This window comes from Bacillus sp. FSL K6-2819 (assembly GCF_038008305.1).
Taxonomy (GTDB): Bacteria; Bacillota; Bacilli; order Bacillales; family Bacillaceae; genus Bacillus; species Bacillus amyloliquefaciens.
Genome location: NZ_JBBOYV010000001.1, coordinates 1,688,082 through 1,710,408 on the forward strand (window position 1 = coordinate 1,688,082; position 22,327 = coordinate 1,710,408).

19 protein-coding genes are annotated in these 22,327 nt (G+C 46.3%); all 19 read left to right on the top strand.

Annotation, left to right across the window (positions count from 1 at the left end; all coding sequences use genetic code 11):
- Positions 1 to 55: 55 nt before the first annotated feature.
- The 19 genes from dapG (at position 56) to recA (ending at position 22,224) form a co-directional block, all read left to right on the top strand.
- Positions 56 to 1,270 (top strand): aspartate kinase, encoded by a 1,215-nt coding sequence (gene dapG / locus MHH91_RS08880; RefSeq protein ID WP_014470390.1) that lies wholly within the window; start codon positions 56 to 58, stop codon positions 1,268 to 1,270.
- Positions 1,271 to 1,300: 30 nt separating this feature from the next.
- A complete protein-coding gene (dapA, locus tag MHH91_RS08885) occupies positions 1,301 to 2,170 on the top strand; it encodes a 4-hydroxy-tetrahydrodipicolinate synthase (RefSeq protein WP_003154166.1) in 870 nt (289 codons plus the stop codon).
- A gap of 177 nt (positions 2,171 to 2,347) precedes the next feature.
- The gene (rnjB, locus tag MHH91_RS08890; RefSeq protein WP_014470389.1) at positions 2,348 to 4,015 is read left to right on the top strand and encodes a ribonuclease J2; all 1,668 of its coding nucleotides are present in this window, start codon (positions 2,348 to 2,350) and stop codon (positions 4,013 to 4,015) included.
- A gap of 116 nt (positions 4,016 to 4,131) precedes the next feature.
- Entirely contained in the window at positions 4,132 to 4,869 is a 738-nt protein-coding gene (locus tag MHH91_RS08895) for a ClpP family protease (RefSeq protein WP_013352304.1), read from the top strand.
- Complete coding sequence (locus tag MHH91_RS08900; protein WP_013352305.1) at positions 4,866 to 5,075, top strand: YlzJ-like family protein; 210 nt, start codon at positions 4,866 to 4,868, stop codon at positions 5,073 to 5,075. Before MHH91_RS08895 ends, MHH91_RS08900 begins: the two co-directional genes overlap by 4 nt.
- Before the next feature lie 134 nt (positions 5,076 to 5,209).
- On the top strand, positions 5,210 to 7,555 hold the full coding sequence (locus MHH91_RS08905; protein ID WP_013352306.1) for an FtsK/SpoIIIE family DNA translocase: 2,346 nt from the start codon (positions 5,210 to 5,212) through the stop codon (positions 7,553 to 7,555).
- 124 nt (positions 7,556 to 7,679) lie between these two features.
- Positions 7,680 to 8,405, top strand: a complete 726-nt coding sequence (locus MHH91_RS08910) for a GntR family transcriptional regulator (protein WP_013352307.1) — start codon at positions 7,680 to 7,682, stop codon at positions 8,403 to 8,405.
- Between the two features lie 111 nt (positions 8,406 to 8,516).
- Positions 8,517 to 9,746: an MFS transporter gene (locus tag MHH91_RS08915; RefSeq protein ID WP_013352308.1), complete on the top strand. Its 1,230-nt coding sequence runs from the start codon at positions 8,517 to 8,519 to the stop codon at positions 9,744 to 9,746.
- A gap of 104 nt (positions 9,747 to 9,850) precedes the next feature.
- Positions 9,851 to 10,306, top strand: a complete 456-nt coding sequence (locus MHH91_RS08920; RefSeq protein ID WP_013352309.1) for a MarR family winged helix-turn-helix transcriptional regulator — start codon at positions 9,851 to 9,853, stop codon at positions 10,304 to 10,306.
- Positions 10,306 to 13,425: an MMPL family transporter gene (locus tag MHH91_RS08925; RefSeq protein ID WP_014471834.1), complete on the top strand. Its 3,120-nt coding sequence runs from the start codon at positions 10,306 to 10,308 to the stop codon at positions 13,423 to 13,425. The genes MHH91_RS08920 and MHH91_RS08925 overlap by 1 nt, the downstream gene beginning before the upstream one ends.
- A gap of 152 nt (positions 13,426 to 13,577) precedes the next feature.
- On the top strand, positions 13,578 to 14,858 hold the full coding sequence (gene yfmF / locus MHH91_RS08930; protein WP_013352311.1) for an EF-P 5-aminopentanol modification-associated protein YfmF: 1,281 nt from the start codon (positions 13,578 to 13,580) through the stop codon (positions 14,856 to 14,858).
- Positions 14,855 to 16,141, top strand: a complete 1,287-nt coding sequence (gene yfmH, locus MHH91_RS08935) for an EF-P 5-aminopentanol modification-associated protein YfmH (RefSeq protein WP_013352312.1) — start codon at positions 14,855 to 14,857, stop codon at positions 16,139 to 16,141. The genes yfmF and yfmH overlap by 4 nt, the downstream gene beginning before the upstream one ends.
- 58 nt (positions 16,142 to 16,199) lie before the next feature.
- Entirely contained in the window at positions 16,200 to 16,928 is a 729-nt protein-coding gene (gene ymfI, locus MHH91_RS08940; RefSeq protein ID WP_013352313.1) for an elongation factor P 5-aminopentanone reductase, read from the top strand.
- 75 nt (positions 16,929 to 17,003) lie between these two features.
- On the top strand, positions 17,004 to 17,261 hold the full coding sequence (locus MHH91_RS08945; RefSeq protein ID WP_003154150.1) for a DUF3243 domain-containing protein: 258 nt from the start codon (positions 17,004 to 17,006) through the stop codon (positions 17,259 to 17,261).
- Between the two features lie 127 nt (positions 17,262 to 17,388).
- Positions 17,389 to 18,180, top strand: a complete 792-nt coding sequence (locus tag MHH91_RS08950; RefSeq protein WP_013352314.1) for a DUF3388 domain-containing protein — start codon at positions 17,389 to 17,391, stop codon at positions 18,178 to 18,180.
- 18 nt (positions 18,181 to 18,198) lie between these two features.
- Positions 18,199 to 19,086: a helix-turn-helix domain-containing protein gene (locus MHH91_RS08955; protein ID WP_013352315.1), complete on the top strand. Its 888-nt coding sequence runs from the start codon at positions 18,199 to 18,201 to the stop codon at positions 19,084 to 19,086.
- 73 nt (positions 19,087 to 19,159) lie between these two features.
- Positions 19,160 to 19,741 carry a CDP-diacylglycerol--glycerol-3-phosphate 3-phosphatidyltransferase gene (pgsA, locus tag MHH91_RS08960; RefSeq protein ID WP_013352316.1) on the top strand — a complete coding sequence of 194 codons (582 nt, stop codon included), beginning with the start codon at positions 19,160 to 19,162 and terminating at the stop codon, positions 19,739 to 19,741.
- Positions 19,742 to 19,758: 17 nt separating this feature from the next.
- Positions 19,759 to 21,009: a competence/damage-inducible protein A gene (locus MHH91_RS08965; protein WP_013352317.1), complete on the top strand. Its 1,251-nt coding sequence runs from the start codon at positions 19,759 to 19,761 to the stop codon at positions 21,007 to 21,009.
- Between the two features lie 171 nt (positions 21,010 to 21,180).
- Positions 21,181 to 22,224, top strand: a complete 1,044-nt coding sequence (gene recA / locus MHH91_RS08970) for a recombinase RecA (protein WP_013352318.1) — start codon at positions 21,181 to 21,183, stop codon at positions 22,222 to 22,224.
- Positions 22,225 to 22,327: the final 103 nt, after the last annotated feature.

Below are 22,327 nucleotides of genomic sequence, written 5' to 3' on the forward strand. Positions count from 1 at the left end.
AGTAAGGCTCTGCCTGCTCTCTTCTGTTACGTCAGACTAATTTGGAGTGAAAATAGTGAAGATCATTGTTCAAAAATTCGGCGGAACATCCGTAAAAGATGACAAAGGCCGCAAGCTTGCGTTAGCACACATTAAAGATGCCATCAGTGAAGGTTATAAAGTTATCGTTGTCGTATCGGCGATGGGAAGAAAAGGAGACCCGTACGCGACAGATTCTTTGATCGGGCTTCTTTACGGCAGCCAGTCCGATATTTCTCCGAGAGAGCAGGATATGCTTTTGTCTTGCGGAGAAACGATTTCGTCTGTTGTTTTTACCAGCATGCTGAAGGAAAACGGCATAAAAGCCGCAGCTTTAACAGGAGCCCAGGCAGGGTTTTTAACAAACGCCCAGCATACTGACGCCAAAATTATAGAAATGAAAACAGAGCGGCTGTTCGAGACACTCGCCAGCCATGATGCCGTCGTTGTCGCAGGATTTCAGGGAGCGACTGAAAAAGGCGACACGACGACGATCGGCAGAGGAGGAAGCGATACATCAGCAGCGGCGATCGGCGCTGCGGTTGATGCGGAATTTATCGACATTTTTACGGACGTGGAAGGCGTCATGACGGCCGACCCGAGAATCGTGGAAAATGCTAAGCCGCTTCCGAATGTCACATATACGGAAATCTGCAATCTTGCCTATCAAGGAGCGAAAGTCATTCATCCGCGCGCGGTGGAGATCGCCATGCAGGCAAAGGTGCCGATCCGAGTGCGCTCCACTTATTCAAAAGACAAAGGCACTTTGGTGACGTCTCATCATTCGTCCAAGGTCGGCAGCGATGTGTTCGAACGGCTGATCACGGGGATCGCCCATGTAAAAGATGTGACGCAATTTAAGGTTCCAGCCAAAATGGGGCAATACAATGTTCAGACAGAAGTCTTTAAAGCAATGGCGAATGCCGGCATCAGCGTGGATTTCTTTAACATTACGCCGAGTGAAATCGTATATACCGTAGCCGGCAGTAAAACGGAAGCCGCGCGCGGCATTTTGGCCGAATTAGGCTATGAGCCGACAGTGACGGAAAGCTGTGCGAAAGTGTCAGCGGTCGGTGCCGGAATAATGGGTGTGCCGGGCGTGACGTCAAAAATCGTCTCAGCACTTTCGGATAAAGGCATTCCGATTCTGCAATCTGCCGACAGCCATACGACGATCTGGGTGCTCGTTCATGAAAAAGATATGGTAACAGCCGTAAATGCGCTGCATGAAGTGTTTGAACTTTCAAAGTAAATGTGATTGAATCATGATGAGGTGAAAAAAATGAATGTCGGAAATATATCTACAGCGATGATTACCCCCTTTGACAGTAAAGGGAATGTAGACTTTCAAAAACTGTCTACATTAATCGACTATTTGTTGAAAAACGGCACGGATTCTTTAGTCGTCGCAGGAACGACCGGCGAATCTCCGACACTTTCAACGGAAGAAAAAATTGCACTCTTTGAATTTACAGTCAAAGAAGTGAACGGACGAGTGCCTGTTATTGCGGGTACGGGAAGCAACAATACGAAAGACTCCATCAAACTGACAAAAAAAGCTGAAGAAGCCGGCGTTGATTGTGTGATGCTTGTCACGCCGTATTATAATAAGCCTTCACAAGAGGGCATGTACCGTCATTTTAAGGCGATAGCTGAAGAAACGTCTCTTCCTGTTATGCTTTACAACGTGCCGGGCAGAACGGTCGCTTCACTTGCGCCGGAAACGGCCATCAGACTTGCGGAGATTCCGAATATCTCTGCGATTAAAGAAGCAAGCGGCGATCTTGATGCCATTACGAAAATCATTGCCGAAACGCCGGAAGATTTTTATGTCTATTCAGGTGATGACGGGTTAACGCTTCCTATTCTTGCAGTCGGCGGAAGAGGGGTCGTGTCAGTGGCCAGCCATATCGTAGGTTCTGACATGCAGCAGATGATTAAAAACTATACGAACGGGCAGACGGCAACCGCGGCACTGATTCATCAGAAGCTTCTGCCGATCATGAAGGAGCTCTTTAAAGCGCCGAACCCGGCTCCGGTCAAAACGGCGCTTCAGCTGAAGGGACTTGATGTCGGATCTGTGCGTCTTCCTCTTATCCCGCTGAATGAAGATGAACGTCTGAGCCTGAGCAGCGTCATCAGCGAACTGTAAGAAAAATTTATACAGTTAAAATACGCGGTCATTCTCATTTTTATCGTGAGTTTGACCGTTTTGTCTACATATTGGTTTTCCCTAAACCTTCCGCTTCTTCTTGTTTTCTAAAATTGATATCAGTTATAATAGGAACAAGTGATGATGGACGGGTATGAGACTAGGAGGATACAGATTTTGAAAAAGAAAAATACAGAAAACGTCAGAATTATCGCCCTTGGCGGTGTCGGAGAAATTGGGAAGAACCTATATGTCATTGAAATTGACTCAGACATATTTGTAGTAGATGCGGGGCTGATGCACCCTGAAAATGAAATGCTCGGTATTGATGTCGTCATTCCGGATATTTCCTACTTAGTAGAACGGGCTGACCGCGTGAAGGCCATCTTTCTGACACACGGACACGATGAAAACATCGGAGGCGTCTTTTATTTATTGAACAAGCTGTCGGTACCGGTATACGGAACGAAGCTTACGCTTGCTTTGCTGAGAGAAAAACTCAAGCAGTACGGGCATAATCGAAAAGCTGATTTACGTGAAGTTCATTCTAAATCAGTCATTACATTTGAATCAACAAAAGTATCGTTCTTTAAAACGATTCACAGCATTCCGGATTCAGTGGGAGTCAGCTTCAAAACATCACTTGGCTCTATTGTATGCACGGGAGACTTCAAATTTGACCAGACGCCTGCATATCACCAATCATGTGATATTGGCGAAATCGCTAAAATCGGAAACAGCGGTGTGCTTGCCCTGCTTTCTGACAGTGCCAATGCGGAGCGCCCGGGATACACTCCGTCAGAAGCAGATGTAAGCGGTGAAATTTCCGATGCGATGTACATTTCAGAAAATCGCGTCATCGTTGCCGTATTCGCGTCTAATATCAACCGGATCCAGCAAGTGATTCAGGCTGCCGCACAGAATGGCCGCAAACTTGCAATCGCCGGAAAAAATCTGCAAAACGTACTTCAGCTTGCACGAAAGCTCGGCTATATTGAAGCCGATGATGAACTGTTTATTCCGGTGCAGGATGTGAAAAAATATCCGAAGCGCGAAGTGGCAATTGTTACGGCAGGAAGCCATGGTGAGCCGTTAGCCGCTCTTACGCGGATGGCGAAGCAGGCGCACAAGCAGCTTAACATTGAAGAAGGAGATACCGTTGTCATTGCATCAACACCGATCCCGGGGCATGAATTGGTATATTCCAAAACCGTCAACCAGCTTGTCCGCGCCGGCGCTCAAGTCATTTTCGCCCAAAAACGCGTGCATGTGTCCGGCCACGGTTCACAGGAAGAATTAAAACTAATGCTTAATTTGCTAAAACCGAAATATTTAATTCCGGTAAACGGTGAATTCAGAATGCAAAAAGCGCATTCCAAAATCGCTGAAGAAATCGGCATGAAACGCAGCGACATTTTCTTAATTGAAAAAGGCGACGTCGTTGAATTCCGCGGCCAGAATGTGAAAATCGGGGATAAGGTCACATACGGAAATGTCCTGATTGACGGCCTCGGTGTCGGCGACATCGGCAACATCGTGCTGAGAGACCGCCGCCTGCTGTCACAAGACGGCATTCTCATCGTCGTGATTACGCTTGATAAGCAGAAAAAGAACCTCGTATCGGGTCCTGAAATCATTACGCGCGGTTTCGTATATGTCAGAGAATCAGAAGGTTTAATTGTACAAGCTACTGAGCTCGTCCGCTCCATCGTGACTGAAGCGACGGAAACATCTGCAGTGGAATGGTCCACGCTGAAACAAGCCATGCGCGATGCGCTGAACCAATTCCTTTATGAAAAAACAAAACGCAAGCCGATGATCATTCCGATCATTATGGAAGTATAATATACACAAAAGCCGGAGCGCATGATGCTGCGGCTTTTGTTTTTGTTCATCTCCGGATGGAAATCCGCATCTTTGTTCATAATACAAAGAGACATTCGGAAAGGGTGAAAAATAAAATGGATCATCGTATGGAAAACACCGAAGAACAGCAGCCCGAAAAATCAGATGCGAAAGACAGCCTTATGAGCAAAATTCAGCAGCTGGGAGAGACATCTCTGCCGCAAATGTCTCAGGATACCAATATTCACTGTCTGACAATCATCGGCCAAATTGAGGGGCATGTCCAGCTCCCGCCGCAAAATAAAACAACCAAATATGAACACGTCATTCCGCAAATCGTCGCCATTGAGCAAAATCCGAAAATTGAAGGCCTTCTGATCATTTTAAACACCGTCGGCGGCGATGTGGAAGCAGGTCTTGCGATTGCGGAAATGCTCGCATCCTTGTCAAAACCCACCGTCTCAATCGTACTTGGCGGAGGCCACTCTATAGGTGTGCCGATTGCCGTGTCATGTGATCATAGCTTTATCGCGGAAACAGCGACAATGACCATTCACCCCGTTCGGCTGACAGGTCTGGTTATCGGCGTCCCGCAAACGTTTGAATACTTGGACAAAATGCAGGAGCGGGTCGTCAACTTTGTGACCAATCATTCCAATATTTCCGAAGAAAAATTCAAAGAACTGATGTTTTCAAAAGGAAACCTTACCCGGGATATCGGAACGAACGTAGTCGGCAAAGATGCGGCTGATTACGGCTTAATTGACGCCGTCGGCGGCGTCGGACAGGCGATAAAAAAGCTGAATCAGCTGATTGAGGAACGAAAGGGCGAGGAAGGAAGGATGATTCAATGATCCTTTATACCGTCATGCCCCAAGAAGTCGTTTACGGTCATGAAGCAGAACAAAGCGTGCATGAACAGGTAGATTACGCCGGTGTGCCGCTGTTAGTTGAAATGAAGGGAAATGAAGCTGAAGTCGTACAGATTCTAAGTACGAACCCGATGGATTTTCTGAATCCGGACATCGCTCCGGGACAAAAAATTAAGTTGAAAATCTAACCGGCATTCAGTCCGTTTCTCAGGGGCAAAATATGCTATAATAGGGGAATCCTACAGAAAAATGCAGCCGGTAAAAGGCTGCTTTTCTTCATGATGTATGGTTTTACATTTTTTAACGCAGTAAGGTGATGAGTGTGGCAAAGAAAAAACGGAAATCTAAAAAGAAACAAGAGAGTAAGCTCAATATAAAATACGAGCTAAGCGGACTGCTCTGTGTTGCAATCTCGATTATTGCTGTTTTGCAGCTCGGCGTTGTGGGACAGACATTTGTGTACCTGTTCCGTTTTTTTGCCGGAGAGTGGTTTATTTTATGCTTACTGGCGCTGTTCCTTCTGGGAATTTCGCTGTTTTGGAAAAAGAAGAGTCCGAGTCTTTTAACGAGAAGAAAGGCGGGATTGTACTGTATTATCGCCAGTATTTTGCTGCTGTCTCACGTACAGCTCTTTAAAAATCTGTCCCATCATGGGTCGATTCAGTCGGCAAGTGTCATCGGCAACACGTGGGAGCTGTTTATGATCGATATGAAACAGCAGGCTGCCTCACCTGACTTGGGGGGCGGTATGATCGGCGCGGTACTGTTTGCAGCTGCCCACTTTTTATTTGCATCAACGGGTTCACAGATTATGGCGATCGTGCTGATCTTAATGGGACTGATTCTTGTAACGGGCCGTTCGTTGCAGGAAACGCTCAAAAAGTGGACGAGCCCCGTCGGCGGGTTTATCCGCGGGCAATGGCAGGCATTTCTTGAAGATATGAAAACAGTCAGAACGAATATGTCTTCGCCGAAAACGAAAACAAAAAAACGTGTTCAAAAGAAAAAAGAAGAGCCTGAACCGGAGGAAGAGGATGAGGAAATCATTTCGCCGATCATCCATTCAGAGCCGATTATTTCAAGCTTTTCAGATCGTGAGGAGCAGCGCGACGAGCCGCTGATTCCTGAAAAGACGCAGGAGACGGCACAAGCGGCACAAGAAGAGCCTTCCGGCGGCGTCCAAGACAGTGACGAAACGCCCGCGGCTCCGCCGATGACGTTTACAGAGCTGGAAAATAAGGATTATCAAATGCCTTCCTTGGACATACTGGCTGACCCGAAACATACCGGCCAGCAGACAGATAAGAAAAACATTTACGAGAATGCAAGAAAACTCGAGCGCACCTTTCAAAGCTTCGGCGTAAAGGCGAAAGTGACGCAGGTTCATCTCGGTCCGGCCGTCACAAAATATGAAGTATATCCGGACGTCGGGGTCAAAGTCAGCAAAATCGTCAATCTGAGCGATGACCTCGCGCTCGCGCTGGCCGCGAAAGATATCCGGATAGAAGCGCCGATTCCGGGCAAATCAGCAATCGGCATCGAGGTGCCGAATGCTGAAGTTGCGATGGTTTCCTTAAAAGAAGTGCTTGAATCCAAGCTCAACGACAAGCCGGATGCGAAGCTTCTGATCGGCTTGGGGCGAAATATTTCCGGAGAAGCCGTGCTTGCCGAACTGAACAAAATGCCCCACCTGCTTGTAGCGGGAGCAACGGGAAGCGGGAAAAGCGTATGTGTCAACGGAATTATTACGAGCATCCTGATGAGAGCCAAACCGCATGAAGTGAAAATGATGATGATTGACCCGAAAATGGTTGAGCTGAATGTATATAACGGCATTCCTCATCTGCTTGCGCCGGTCGTGACAGATCCGAAAAAGGCCTCACAGGCTTTGAAAAAGGTCGTCAATGAGATGGAGCGCCGCTATGAGCTGTTCTCCCATACGGGCACGAGAAATATAGAAGGCTATAATGATCATATCAAGCGGTCAAATGCCTCAGAAGAAGTAAAGCAGCCTGAGCTGCCGTACATCGTCGTGATCGTTGACGAGCTTGCCGATCTGATGATGGTCGCTTCTTCCGACGTGGAAGATTCGATTACGAGACTTTCCCAGATGGCACGGGCGGCAGGCATTCATTTGATTATCGCGACACAGCGGCCTTCAGTCGACGTCATTACCGGAGTGATTAAAGCCAACATCCCGTCGAGAATCGCCTTCAGTGTCTCATCTCAGACCGATTCACGGACGATTTTAGACATGGGCGGCGCTGAAAAGCTTCTGGGGCGCGGAGATATGCTGTTTCTGCCCGTAGGCGCGAATAAGCCGGTTCGGGTGCAGGGGGCATTCTTATCGGATGAAGAGGTTGAGCATGTCGTAGATCATGTCATCACACAGCAAAAAGCGCAGTATCAAGAAGAAATGATTCCGGAAGAAACTGCGGAAACACACAGTGAAGTAACGGATGATCTGTATGATGAAGCGGTCGATTTGATTATCGGCATGCAGACGGCTTCTGTCTCTATGCTTCAAAGACGGTTCAGAATCGGTTACACGAGGGCTGCCCGTCTGATTGACGCAATGGAGGAGCGGGGCGTCGTCGGGCCGTATGAAGGAAGCAAACCGAGGGAAGTACTATTATCAAAAGAACAATACGATGAGCTCTCTTCTTAAAAAGAAGAGGGCTTTCACTTAAAATAATACTGTCAAAATCATCCCTGTTTATTTTTTTATCAAAACATGATATAGTTGTCCCAATTGTTCAATAATTTAAGAAAGTGGTTTACGGAGGGGAAACATGTCTACAAAAGCTGACAATCGTCACTTGTATTTAAAAGTGATTGAGCGAATCAAAGAGGATATAAAAAACGGAATTTACACCGAAAAGGAAAAGCTTCCTTCTGAATTTGAGCTTTCAAAATCGATGGGTGTCAGCCGGGCGACTCTGCGTGAAGCTTTACGTATCCTTGAAGAGGAGCATGTGATTATCAGAAGGCACGGTGTGGGCACTTTCGTCCATACAAAACCGCTGTTTCTTTCAGGTATTGAACAGCTCAACAGCGTGACGAAAATGATTCAGCAAGCGAACATGGTGCCGGGTACGATTTTTTTGTCGTCCCAGGTCATTACACCGTCTGATGAAGATATTGCAAGATTCCGGCTTGAGCCTGAGCAGGAGCTTTTTTATTTGGAGCGCGTGAGAACGGCAAGCGGCACTCCGGTCGTTTACTGTTTAGATACGATTCCGATGGACATTCTGCCGAATTCTTTCTGTCATGAACAGGAGTCCATTTTTGATCTCTTGGAAAAAAACTCGGGATCGGTGATCAGCTATGCCGTTGCTGATATTGAACCGATCGGATATCACGATACGATTTCACCCGTTTTGGAATGTGAGCCGGAGACGTCGCTTTTATTATTGAAACAAACCCACTATAATCAGCATGATGAACCTGTATTATATTCATTAAATTATTTCCGCGCTGATAAGTTCCGCTTTCATGTTGTAAGAAAACGTTTTTAAAACAGACGCGTCATGTGTCTGTTTTTTTATTTGCGCCGTTCGTACATACTTTGTTTGCCGCAAGGCACAATAAAACAGGAAACAACCAAGTATAGTGAATGGGTGAATAAGTTGAGTAAGAAGAAAAATGGAACGAAAAATATCATTGCTTTGGCTTCTGTACCGCTCGTCATGACACTCGGGAATTCCATGCTGATTCCAGTGCTTCCGATGATTGAAAAGAAGCTGTCCATATCGTCTTTTCAAGTATCGTTAATTATAACGGTCTATTCGATTGTGGCGATTATTTGTATTCCGATTGCCGGATATCTGTCCGATAAATTCGGAAGAAAAAAGGTTCTTCTGCCTTGTCTTCTCATAGCCGGTGCGGGCGGTGCGCTTGCCGCAATAGCTTCCACCGCGTTCAAGCATCCATATCCCATTATCTTGGCGGGACGGGTGCTTCAGGGAATCGGTTCGGCAGGGGCGGCTCCTGTGGTGATGCCGTTTATCGGTGATTTGTTCAAGGGGGATGATGAGCGGATTACCGCGGGGCTCGGCGACATTGAGACGTCTAACACCGCCGGGAAAGTATTAAGCCCGATTATCGGGTCGCTCTTGGCCGCTTGGTTTTGGTTTATGCCATTTTGGTTCATTCCGTTTTTTTCGCTCATCAGTTTTTTTCTCGTTTTGTTTTTGGTGGCAAAGCCGGAGGAACAAAAAGAAGCGCCTTCTATTTCTGAATTTGTGAAAAATGTGGGCCGCATATTTAAGCGTGACGGACGCTGGCTCTTTACGGTGTTTATTATCGGCTGCGTGATTATGTTTTTGCTGTTCGGGGTTCTGTTTTATTTATCAGACTCGCTGGAGAAGAAATACGGAATTGACGGTGTGGCTAAAGGAGCGCTTTTGGCAATCCCGCTTTTATTTCTATCCGTCAGTTCATATATATCAGGCAGAAAAATCGGGAAAGACCAAGGCAAAATGAAGTTTTGCATCGTTTTCGGAATGAGTGCCGTGACACTGTCATTTATCGGCCTGTGGTGGAATCACAGTTTTTATTTATTATTTATCTTCTTGTGTGTCAGCGGTATCGGAATCGGAATGGCATTACCGGCTTTAGACGCTGTCATCACAGAAGGTGTAAACAACGAAGAATCGGGAACCATCACCTCATTTTATAACAGCATGCGGTTTATCGGAGTAGCGGCGGGACCGCCAATATTTGCTGCGCTGATGTCAAATGCGGGCTGGCTGATTTTTATTTTATCCGCTTTTTGCGGCATTGTATCAGTATTCTTAGCGCTGTTAAATATCTCTTCTCAAGCAAAAGAAAAAAAGGAATCATTAAAGACGGTGTAATCTGCACTTTCTTTTTTTATTTTATTTTGAATATTGACATGATACCGTCTGCTCGTTATCCTTTAATAGTTAAACATATTAACTATTAAAGGAGGGGGAAAAGAGTGCACGAAGAAAAAGTAAAACAGCTGATTCAGCGTTATTCTGATGTATACCTGCACGTCTTAAAAAAAATTGACAGCATTATCGCCGAGAAAGTGAACAAAGAGCTTACATTGGATCAATATTACATACTCCGCTATATTATGCTCAATCCCGATTGCAAATCAATTGAACTTGCCGCCGTGTGCCACGTCAACAAAAGCGCCATTACCTCTATGACGAACCGCCTGCATGAAAAAGGATACATCAAAAGAGAACGGAGCCAAAGCGACCGCCGGAGCATCCTGTTAAACGTCACGGAAAAGGGGACGGAAGTATTTCACCGTGTGGAGCGGCGGATTGAGGATCTCGTCCGTTCATATATTATGTATTTTGATGAAGACGAGGCGGAAATGTTCGTTAATACATACGAAAAATTATACAGATTGATGATGGCAGAGGAGGATCAGCAGACATAATGAAAAAAATTATCCAAGCCCGCTGGATCATCGCCGCGGCATGGATCGCCGCAACGGTGATATTTATGCTTACAGCGCCTGATATGGCTGAATTGACACGGGAGAAAGGCCAGATTTCCGTACCGGACGGATATTCCTCTTCAGACGCCCGCAAACTGATTGATGACATGTCTGATTCAGATGCACCGTCTTCTTCCGCCGTCATCGTCTTTCACGAAAAAGGCTTAATGACAGACAAAAAAGATCGTTTACAGAAAGCCGTCAGCACTTTGTCTGAACATAAAGAAGCGCTTCATATTAAAACGGTGACCTCATATTTCGGGGAAAAAAATGACGACATCAAAAAACAGCTGCTGTCAAAAGACAAACAAACGATGCTTGTTCAGCTGCAGCTTGATACATCAAAAAACAATATCATTGCAATAAAAAATAAAATTGATAAAGAGCTCAAACCGTACGGCGTATCATACGGCATTACAGGCCAGTCGCTGATTGACGAAGATGTGTTAAAAAGCTCTCAGGACGGCTTGAAAAAGACTGAATATATAACGGTTGCCTTTATCCTGATCGTGCTGATCCTTGTATTCCGGTCAGTGGTCGCGCCGTTTGTGCCGCTATTATCAGTATTAATCTCTTATTTAGTCAGCCAATCCATTGTCGCTTTTTTAGTCGATCAGCTGGATTTTCCGCTTTCAACCTTTACTCAGATTTTTATGGTTGCGATTATGTTCGGAATCGGCACAGACTACTGCATTCTGCTTCTCAGCCGGTTTAAAGAAGAACTGTCTCACGGCGCTGATATTAGAGAAGCGATCGTTGTGACCTACAAAACGGCCGGAAAGACGGTTTTGTACAGCGGCGGAGCGGTGCTGATCGGATTTGCCTGCATCGGATTTGCGACATTTAAGCTGTATCAGTCGGCAGCCGCCGTTGCAGTCGGTGTCGCAGTGCTGCTGCTTGCACTCATGACGATTGTGCCGTTTTTTATGGCTGTTTTAGGAAAAAGGTTGTTTTGGCCTGTCAGAGGCGATATTTCCCATCCTCAAAGCAAAGCATGGGAAACAGCAGGAACGTTCTCGTTTAAGCGGCCGCTTATCAGTCTGGCAATCGTCGCGGTATTTACCGTCCCGCCGATCCTTCTTTACAAAGGCGCGCTATCTTACAACAGCCTTGACGAGATCGGGGATAAATATGAATCCGTCCGCGCCTTCAATACGATTTCAGATGCATTCGGACCGGGAGAACTTCTTCCGGCAACAGTCGTCATAAAAAATGACGAGGCATTAAATAGCGAAAAACACCTGATTGATATCGAAAAAATCAGCAGGGAACTTGAAAAGACAGAGGGTGTGAAAACGGTCAGAAGCGCCACGCGCCCTACAGGGAACGGATTGAATCAATTATTTGTCACAAATCAGGCAAAACAGCTCCAAGAAGGTCTAGGCAAAGGCAATACAGGGCTTGAAAAAATAACAGACGGATTAGGGAATGCCGCAAAGTCGTTAGCTGATTCACAGCCGCAGATCGAAGAGTCGGGGAAAAGCGTCAATCAGCTTATTGACGGGACATTGTCTCTGAAATCCGGGCTTTCTGATATAGGAGAGAACCTGAATAAGCTGCAGGCTGGCGTGAACAAGAATAAAGCCGGTGTCGCTCAAATGAGAAAGCAGATTGAAGAGCAGAAACAAATGCTGTCTGCGCAGCTCAGTCAAAGCAGCGGTCTCGCATCAGAAACGCAAAACGCTTTAAAACTGGTAAAAACCCTTCTGCCGATGAAAAATGAAGCCAGCAGGCAGCTTGCCGATCTGAACAAGCAGCTTGACCGGCTGCCGTTTGCAAAATTGGAAGCGTCGGTACCGGCAGTAAAAACCGATCCCTCCTATCAAGAGATCAAATCGGCTTTTACAAGCGTTCAGTCAGCCGTTTCCAAAGCAAATGCAGACGCAGAAGCGTTTTCTAAACAGGTCGACAGTCAAAAGGATAATCTGCAGCAAGCGGAAAAACAATTTGCCCGGCTGTCAGCCGCTCAACAGAAGATTGACACTCAAATTAACGCAATGATCAACGGCCTGACCAGAATTGAAAACGGCCTTCAGCAAGTATCAGACGGACAGGGGGCTCTCGCCGGACAAATGCCGCGTCTTGAATCGGCGGCAGGACAGCTTGCGGAGGGCCAGAAAAAAATGCAAAGCGGCCTCGGTGATTTTTCTTCCCAGCTCAGTGATCTTTCTTCCGGGCTTAACGATAGTGTAAAAGGGCTTAAGAAGGTTTCAAGCGGCATGATGGGGGCGAATGATTATCTGGGTGAACTTCATAAGGCGTCAGACAAAGAAATGGCGGGCTGGTTCGTGCCGCAAGACGCATTGAAAAGCAGTGATTTCAAAAGCGTGTTTAATACGTACATGTCAGAAGACAGAAAAACGACAGAATTGACCGTCGTTCTTGATAACAATCCTTATTCAAATACGGCCATTCAAGATATTCAAGCGATCAAAGCGAGCGTAAAAAGGGTCATTCCGAATACGGATTTGAAGAATGCCTCTTTCGGCGTCTCCGGGGTCTCGAGCATGAATGCCGATTTAAAAGAAGTATCGGATTCAGACTTCAAACGGACGGCGATGTTTATGCTGGCGGGCATTTTTCTGATTCTCATCGTCATGCTGCGTTCCCTCATTATGCCTGTTTATTTAGTGGCTTCGCTCGTCCTGACGTATTTCGCATCCATCGGCGTGACGGAGTACATCTTTACACACTTTTTCGGGTATCCGGGGGTGAACTGGGCCGTGCCGTTCTTCGGCTTTGTCATTCTGATGGCTCTGGGCGTGGATTATTCCATCTTCCTGATGGACCGTTTTAATGAGCTGAAAAAAGAAGGAACGGAAGCGGCAATGATCAGCAGTATGAAAAATATGGGCTCAGTCATCATTTCTGCGGCAATTATTTTAGCGGGAACCTTTGCGGCCATGCTGCCGTCAGGCGTTCTTTCCCTTTTGCAGATCGCAACCGTGGTATTAACCGGCCTTCTCATGTACGCAATTGTTGTCCTTCCGTTTTTTGTACCGGTCATGGTGAAAATATTCGGAAGAGCCAACTGGTGGCCTTTCAATTTGAAAAAATAACGTACAATGCCTCTGCCTGGTTTTCGGGCAGAGGTTTTTTGTTTCCTTATAAATCCTCCAGTTGATATAATTACATCTGCGCACTCTTTTTTGCGAATGCTGAAATTTGGTCATAATACATAATATGAAAGAATGAACGAAGGAGGTTTCACATGACTTACGTAAATGAAATGAAGTCAAAACACGGCGGAATCACCGCCCACATCGTAAAGACTGAAAAATTTAAAACCGTTTCACTGACGTTTAAAATGCTGGCTCCTTTAACGAAAGAGCTTGTAACAAAAAGGGCGCTGTTTCCGCATGTGCTTCTCCGCGGGACAGAAAGCCGGCCGAAAACGGCTGATTTGCGTTCTTATTTTGATGAACTGTACGGCACATCCGTTTCCGCTGATTTGACAAAAAAGGGAGAACGTCATGTTATTACGTTCCGGCTTGAGATTCCCAATGAAAAGTATCTGAAGGACCGCACACCGTTATTGGAAAAAGGTCTTCAGCTTTTATCAGAGCTTGTCTTTTCGCCTGCTTTGGAAAACGGCGCCTTCCTGCCCCTTTATGTCACGCAGGAAAAACGGACCCTGAAACAGCGGATTCAAGCCGTATATGACGATAAGATGAGATATTCTAATCTTCGTCTCGTTCAGGAAATGTGCAAAAGCGAACCATATGCCCTTCACGTCAACGGTGAGTTCGATGATGTTGAACACATTACTCCGGAAGACCTGTATGAAGCCTATCAAAAAGCCATACGCGAAGATCAGCTGGACCTGTATGTCATCGGCGACGTTGACACAGATCAGGTGAAAACAGCCGTTGATACGTATTTTAAAACGGACGAACGGGCGCAGCAGCCTTTAGAAAGAAGCATGGCGAATGAACAGCCTGATCCGAAGGAAGTTATTGATGAAGAGGACGTCAAACAGGGCAAGCTGAATATCGGATTCCGGACCAATACGACATACACAGACCCGGACTATCCTGCATTGCAAGTGTTTAACGGGCTCTTTGGAGGTTTCTCTCATTCAAAACTGTTTATGAATGTCCGTGAAAAAGCGAGTCTCGCATATTATGCAGCCTCAAGGGTGGAAAGCTTCAAAGGGCTCTTGATGGTCATGTCGGGTATTGAAGTGAAAAATTACAAGCAGGCCGTCACCATTATTGAAGAACAGTTTCAGGCGATGCAGAACGGTGACTTTTCAGAAGACGATATCGCCCAGACAAAAGCCGTTATTAAAAACCAAGTATTAGAAACGATCGATACGGCATACGGCTTAGCGGAATTTCTGTACCAGCAGGCCTCAGCCCAAGTGGAGATACCGATCGAAACATTCCTTGACAATATTGAGAAAGTGACAAAAGAGGACATTGTCAATGTCGGAAAGAACATTAAGCTGGATACGACTTATTTCTTAAAAGGGACGGGGGGAGCATCTTGACTAAACCGATAAACTTCGAACAGCTTCAAGAAACGCTGTATCATGAAAAAATGGCAAACGGCCTTGATGTCTATGTGCTGCCGAAACAGGGCTTTAATAAAACATACGCCGTGTTTACGACAAAGTACGGTTCCATTGACAATCAATTCGTTCCTTTAAAAAAGGAAGAAATGGTTCACGTCCCTGACGGAATCGCGCATTTTCTTGAGCATAAACTGTTTGAAAAAGCGGACGGCGACGTGTTTCAGGACTTCAGCAAGCAGGGGGCATCGGCAAATGCCTTTACGTCATTTACACGAACCGCTTATCTGTTCTCCAGTACCTCAAATGTAGAGCAAAACCTGGAAACGCTCGTGGATTTTGTCCAGGACCCGTATTTCACGGAAAAATCAGTGGAAAAAGAAAAAGGCATCATCGGCCAAGAAATTAACATGTATGATGATAATCCGGATTGGCGGCTGTTTTTCGGCCTCATCGAAAATATGTATAAAGACCACCCTGTGAAAATTGACATTGCCGGAACGGTGGAAAGCATCTCTCATATTACGAAAGATCTTCTGTATGAGTGCTACGAAACGTTTTATCATCCGAGCAATATGCTGCTCTTTATCGTCGGCCCTGTAGATCCTGAAGCGATCATCAGCCAGGTGCGGAAAAACCAGGAGAAAAAGCCGTTTACAGATCAGCCTGAAATCAAACGTGAAGAAGTTCGGGAGCAGGAAGCGGTTTTCCGCCGGGAGCAGGAATTAAAAATGAACGTCCAAGGCTCAAAATGTCTGGTTGGCCTAAAGGCGAAAGACCCATATAAAACGGGACGGGAGCTATTGAAGCACGAGCTCAGCATGAACCTCATGCTTGAGTGTCTTTTCGGAAAAAGCTCACCGCATTACGGCGACCTATACGACAAAGGCTACATTGATGAAACCTTCAGCTTTGATTATACGGCTGAATACGGATTCGGTTTTGCCTCTGTCGGAGGAGATACACCGGAGCCGGATAAGCTCGCTGACGAATTAAAACAGATGCTGCTTGATGCAGGATCTGCCGTGACCGAGGAAAAACTTGACCTGGCGAGAAAAAAGAAGATCGGGTCATTTTTAAAAGCGCTGAATTCGCCTGAATATATCGCCAACCAATTCACACGCTACGCCTTTTTAGACATGAGTCTGTTTGATGTCGTAACCGTATTGGAGCAGATTACGCCGGAAGACGTGGAGCGGGTCATCAAAGAAGAAATATCAGAAGACAGGCTGACAGTCTGCAAAGTCGTGCCGAAATCATAACAAAACATCCCTCGCGCCCTGAGGGATGTTTTTCTGGGGAAAGAAGGAATGTTGATTGATGAAACAGACAGCGCTTGTAACCGGAGCAAGCGGCGGAATCGGACAAAGTATAAGCGAAGTCCTCGCAAAAAACGGATATGACGTACTTTTGCATTATCATTCTAATAAAGAAGCAGCAGCCGGGCTTGCGGAAAGACTGAGCGCATCATTCGGAGTAAAAGCTTCCGTTATTCAGGCGGATCTGTCCTCACCAGACGGCGCGAAAACACTCAGCCGCTCCGTCAAACAGCCTGTGGACGCTCTGATATTAAACAGCGGCAAAAGTCATTTCGGCCTGATTACGGACGTTACGGATGACACGGCGCGGGAGATGGTTCAGCTGCATGTGACGAGCCCCTTTCTTCTGGCGCGTAATCTGGTGCCCGGCATGATCCGGAAAAAAAGCGGGGGCATCGTCGCGATCGGCTCCGTCTGGGGTGAAACAGGCGCGTCGTGCGAAGTATTATACAGCATGGTTAAAGGAGCGCAACATTCGTTCGTCAAAGCGCTTGCCAAGGAGCTTGCTCCGAGCGGCGTCCGGGTGAATGCAGTCTCACCGGGCGCCGTTGATACGAATATGCTTGATCAGTTCACGTCTGATGAAAAAGAAGCATTAGCAGAGGAAATTCCCGCGGGCAGGCTGGCAAGGCCGGAGGAAATCGCCGAAGCGGCGGCCTTTTTATTGTCGGACAAGGCCTCTTATATTACGGGGCATATATTATCCGTAAACGGCGGCTGGCACTGCTGAAAAAAATGTATGTATAGTTTACATCTGCACGGACAAAATAATTTTGTAACAACAGATGAAATGGAGGAAGCCAACATGTCAGTATTAGAAAACTGGGATAATTGGAAGAATTTCCTTGGCGACAGATTGAACTATGCACAGGAAAAAGGGATGAGTGATGAAACGATCACTGACCTCGCTACAGAAATCGGCGGTTACCTTGCAAACGAAGTCGACTCGAAAAACCATCAGGAAAAAGTGCTTGCTGATCTTTGGAGCGTTGCTTCTGAAGATGAACAGCGCGCCATCGCAAATATGATGGTGAAGCTTGTTGAAAATAACAGCACTCATTAAGAGGGGGGATTTCTCCTCTCTTTTTTTATGTTTTCCTCTATAGAGCAACATTCTTCTTTCTAATTAGAGAAAAATGTTTTATGATAAAGGAAGGTAAAAATTTGCCACAATGGAGGGGGTATATCATTTGGCAAAGCTCGAATGGTATTTTGAATATGAAATTCAAGTGAACCGCCCCGGCCTGCTCGGGGATATTTCATCTCTTCTCGGGATGCTGTCAATTAATATTGTCACAATTAACGGTGTCGACCTTTCCAGAAGGGGAATGCTGCTCAGATGCCGGCATATAGATCAAATTAAACGACTGGAATCAATTTTAAAAACAATGGAGACCATTAAAGTAACGAAGCTGAGAGAACCGAGGCTTCGCGACCGTCTCGCAGTCCGCCACGGAAGATACATTCAGCGTGATGCCGATGACAAAAAAACCTTCCGTTTTGAAAGGGACGAGCTTGGTCTTTTGGTTGACTTTATGGCCGAGCTGTTTAAAAAAGAAGGACACAAACTGATCGGAATCCGGGGAATGCCGCGGGTCGGAAAAACGGAGTCCATCGTTGCGTCAAGCGTCTGTGCCAGCAAAAGATGGCTTTTCGTATCATCAACGCTGTTAAAACAAACGATCCGGAGCCAGCTGGTTGCTGATGAATACAGCACGGAAAACGTGTTTATCCTCGATGGCATCGTTTCGACAAGACGCGGATCTGAGCGCCATCTTCAGCTCGTCAGTGAAATTATGAGGCTTCCGGCGACAAAGGTCGTGGAGCACCCCGATATTTTTGTGCAGAATACGGAGTATACGCTCGATGATTTCGATTATATTATCGAACTCAGAAATGATCCTGATGAAGTCATTACATATGAACATGCAGAAGAACCGCAAATGTTTGATCAGGCCGGTTTTTCAAGCTTTGATTTTTAATATTGGAAGGTGTTTGTTGTGACAGAATTAGCAATCCGGCTTAAAGAAGCCAGAGAGGAAAAAGGGATGTCATTGGATGAACTCCAGGCGGCGACCAAAATTCAGAAAAGATACTTAACCGCTCTGGAAGAAGGCTCTTATGACGTCATTCCCGGCAATTTTTATGTACGGGCGTTTATCAAGCAATACGCTGAGGCTGTCGGGCTTGATTCAGACCAATTATTTGAAGAATATAAAAAAGACATCCCTAACACGTATCATGACGATGTGTCGGAAAAAATCTCCGGCCTCGCCATGCAAAGGGAACTGCCTAAGTCCGCTTCAAAGGCGGCAGAATGGCTTCCGACCGTCCTTATTGTCATCGGTGTCATTATCGTCATTGCGATCGTGTATGCGATTATTCAGCTCGGAATGAGCAAGTCCGGGCAGACAGACGGGGATAAGGCCGCCACCCAAAGCGAGAGCAAGTATGAGATTCCTAAGGATTCCGCGCTGAAAAATGACGGCAATACAAATGACACGCAAACTGACAGCAAAAAGGACACAAAAGAGCCAGAGCAGAAAAAGAAAGAAAAAAGCAGTGAAAAAACAGAGATCAAAGCGGCCGGAACGGAAGGATCCGCTTCTTCATACGACGTTTCCGGGGCTGATAAGTACAAGCTTGAACTGATTGCTTCAGATAACGCATGGATACGCGTCCGTGATGACAGCGGCGGTTCTTTAAAAGAAGGAACGCTGCAAAAAGGTGAAACCTATAAAAAAGACATCACGGATCAAAAGCAGATTGAAATACGCACGGGCTATGCCCCTAACCTGAAAATTAAAATCAACGGAGAGGTTCTGTCTTATGAACTCAATCCGCATGATGTGATGGCGCAGACAATCACAATCAAGATGAAAAAATAAAAGGGGAAAAAGTCATCTGAACGATTAAGATGACTTTTTCTTCACGTCCGAGTACATATATTGGAGGGGCTTTATGTTTAACTTACCGAATAAAATCACACTGGCAAGAATCGCTTTAATTCCTGTATTTATGATTATCATGCTTGTTCCTTTTCAATGGGGCAGCCTTCATATAGGAGATGAATCGATTCCGGTCGCACATCTTGCGGGAGCTGTTTTGTTTATTATTGCATCAACGACTGACTGGGTGGATGGCTACTACGCCAGAAAGCTGAACCTCGTGACAAACTTCGGAAAATTTTTAGATCCGCTGGCTGACAAACTGCTGGTGTCCGCGGCATTAATTACGCTTGTGCAGTTTGACCTTGCGCCGGCGTGGATGGTCATCGTCATCATCAGCCGCGAATTTGCCGTAACGGGGTTAAGGCTTGTCCTGGCAGGAACGGGAGAAGTCGTAGCCGCCAATATGCTGGGGAAAATTAAAACATGGGCCCAGATCATCGCTGTTGCCGCGCTTTTGCTTCATAATCTTCCGTTTGAGCTCGTTTCTTTCCCATTCGGCGATATCGCTTTATGGGTGGCCGTGCTCTTCACAGTCATTTCCGGCTGGGATTATTTTGCGAAGAACTGGGATGCGTTAAAAACATCTAACTGAGAAAGAAGGACGTAAAGATGGAAATAGCAAAAAAAGCGGAAATCATTGCAGTCGGCTCAGAGCTTCTGCTCGGCCAGATCGCCAATACGAATGCGCAGTTTATCAGTAAAGAGCTGGCGGAAATCGGTGTAAATGTGTTTTATCATACCGCTGTCGGAGACAATCCGGAGCGGCTTAAGCAAGTCATCCGCATTGCGGAAGAGCGCTCAGACCTGATTATTTTTTCTGGCGGGCTCGGACCGACCAAGGACGATTTAACAAAAGAAACCATTGCAAACACTTTGGGGCGCCCGCTCGTTCTGAATGACGAAGCGTTCCGGTCGATTGAAGAGTATTTTGCGAAAACAAAACGGACAATGTCGCCGAATAACCGCAAACAGGCACTCGTCATTGAGGGCTCAGACGTTTTGGCGAATCATTTCGGCATGGCGCCGGGAATGCTTGCAGAGCACGGCTCAAGACTTTATATGCTGCTCCCTGGGCCGCCGAGCGAGCTGCGTCCGATGTTTGAAAATGAAGGGAAGCCGCTGCTTCTTAAAAAGCTCGGTTCAAATGAGAAGATCGTTTCAACCGTGCTGCGGTTTTTCGGAATCGGTGAATCGCAGCTTGAAGCTGACTTAGAAGATATCATTGATGCGCAGACGAACCCGACGATTGCGCCGCTTGCTGCCGACGGCGAGGTCACGCTGCGTTTAACGGCAAAACATGCCGACGAAAAAGAAACCGAGCGGCTTTTAAAAGAAACGGAAGCCGCCATTTTGGAACGTGTCGGTGAATTTTTCTACGGATATGATGATACGTCGCTGGTGAAGGAGCTTTCAAAAGCATGCAGACAAAACGGAATCACGATTTCCTCTGCCGAAAGCTTTACCGGCGGCCTGTTTTCAGAGTGGGTGACTGATTTAAGCGGCGCTTCTCAACTATTTGCGGGGGGCGTTGTCTGCTATTCCGACAGCGTGAAACAAAATGTGCTCGGCGTGAAAGCTGAAACGCTCGCAGAAAGCGGAGCGGTCAGCAAAGAGTGCGCGAAAGAGCTTGCCGCCGGTGTAAGAAAGCTGACCGGAAGCGATATCGGCATCAGCTTTACCGGTGTTGCGGGCCCTGATCCGCAGGAAGGGCATGCCCCGGGCCTCGTCTTTATCGGTATTTCCGCTGAAGGCAAAGAAGAGGTGCACGAATTTAACTTTGCCGGCTCAAGAACCGGAGTCAGAAAGCGCGCCGCTAAATACGGCTGCCATCTTATTTTGAAAATGCTGGATCAAAAATAAAGTTTTAAAGAGACGTTTTCTCTGATTTTTAAGTTTTACAAGGGGAATAATGCTCTTTTTAAGAAAAGCGAACGCGGAAAAAATCCGAATATGCGTTCGCTTTTTTCTTGGCAAATGTCAGTAAACAAGGTATAGTATATGTAGTGGCAAGATAAAGGAGGAAAAAAATAAATGAGTGATCGTCAGGCAGCCTTAGATATGGCTCTTAAGCAAATAGAAAAACAATTCGGCAAAGGTTCCATCATGAAGCTCGGAGAAAAAACGGATACAAGAATTTCAACGGTGCCGAGCGGTTCCCTTGCACTTGATACCGCTCTCGGAATAGGCGGATACCCGCGCGGACGGATTATTGAAGTATACGGACCTGAAAGCTCAGGTAAAACGACTGTAGCGCTTCACGCAATCGCTGAGGTTCAGGAAAAAGGCGGACAGGCAGCATTTATTGATGCCGAGCATGCTCTTGATCCTGTGTACGCGCAAAAGCTCGGTGTCAATATCGAAGAGCTGCTGCTTTCTCAGCCGGATACGGGAGAGCAGGCGCTGGAGATTGCTGAAGCGCTGGTGCGAAGCGGAGCTGTCGATATCGTAGTCGTTGACTCTGTTGCGGCGCTTGTTCCAAAAGCTGAAATTGAAGGTGACATGGGTGATTCACACGTCGGTTTACAGGCGCGTCTCATGTCTCAGGCGCTCCGTAAGCTTTCCGGCGCCATCAATAAATCTAAAACAATCGCAATCTTTATTAACCAGATTCGTGAAAAAGTCGGCGTTATGTTCGGAAATCCGGAGACGACACCGGGCGGCCGCGCGCTGAAATTCTATTCTTCCGTGCGTCTTGAAGTGCGCCGTGCCGAGCAATTAAAGCAGGGCAACGACGTTATGGGGAATAAAACGAGAATTAAAGTCGTAAAAAACAAAGTCGCTCCTCCGTTCCGTACGGCTGAAGTGGACATTATGTACGGTGAAGGAATCTCCAAAGAAGGGGAAATCATCGACCTTGGAACTGAACTTGATATCGTGCAGAAAAGCGGCTCGTGGTATTCTTATGAAGAAGAACGCCTCGGACAGGGCCGTGAAAACGCCAAGCAGTTCTTAAAAGAAAATAAAGACATCATGCTGATGATTCAAGAACAAATCCGTGAACATTACGGTTTGGACAATAACGGTGTTACGGAAAAAGCGGAAGAAGTTCAGGAAGAGCTTGAATTCGAAGAATAAAAGCACGATAAAAAGAGCGGAATAAGCAATTTCCGCTCTTTTTTTGTGTGTTTCAAAAAACACTGGCTGTTTCGGAAAATTTTATCTGAAATGTTACAACTTT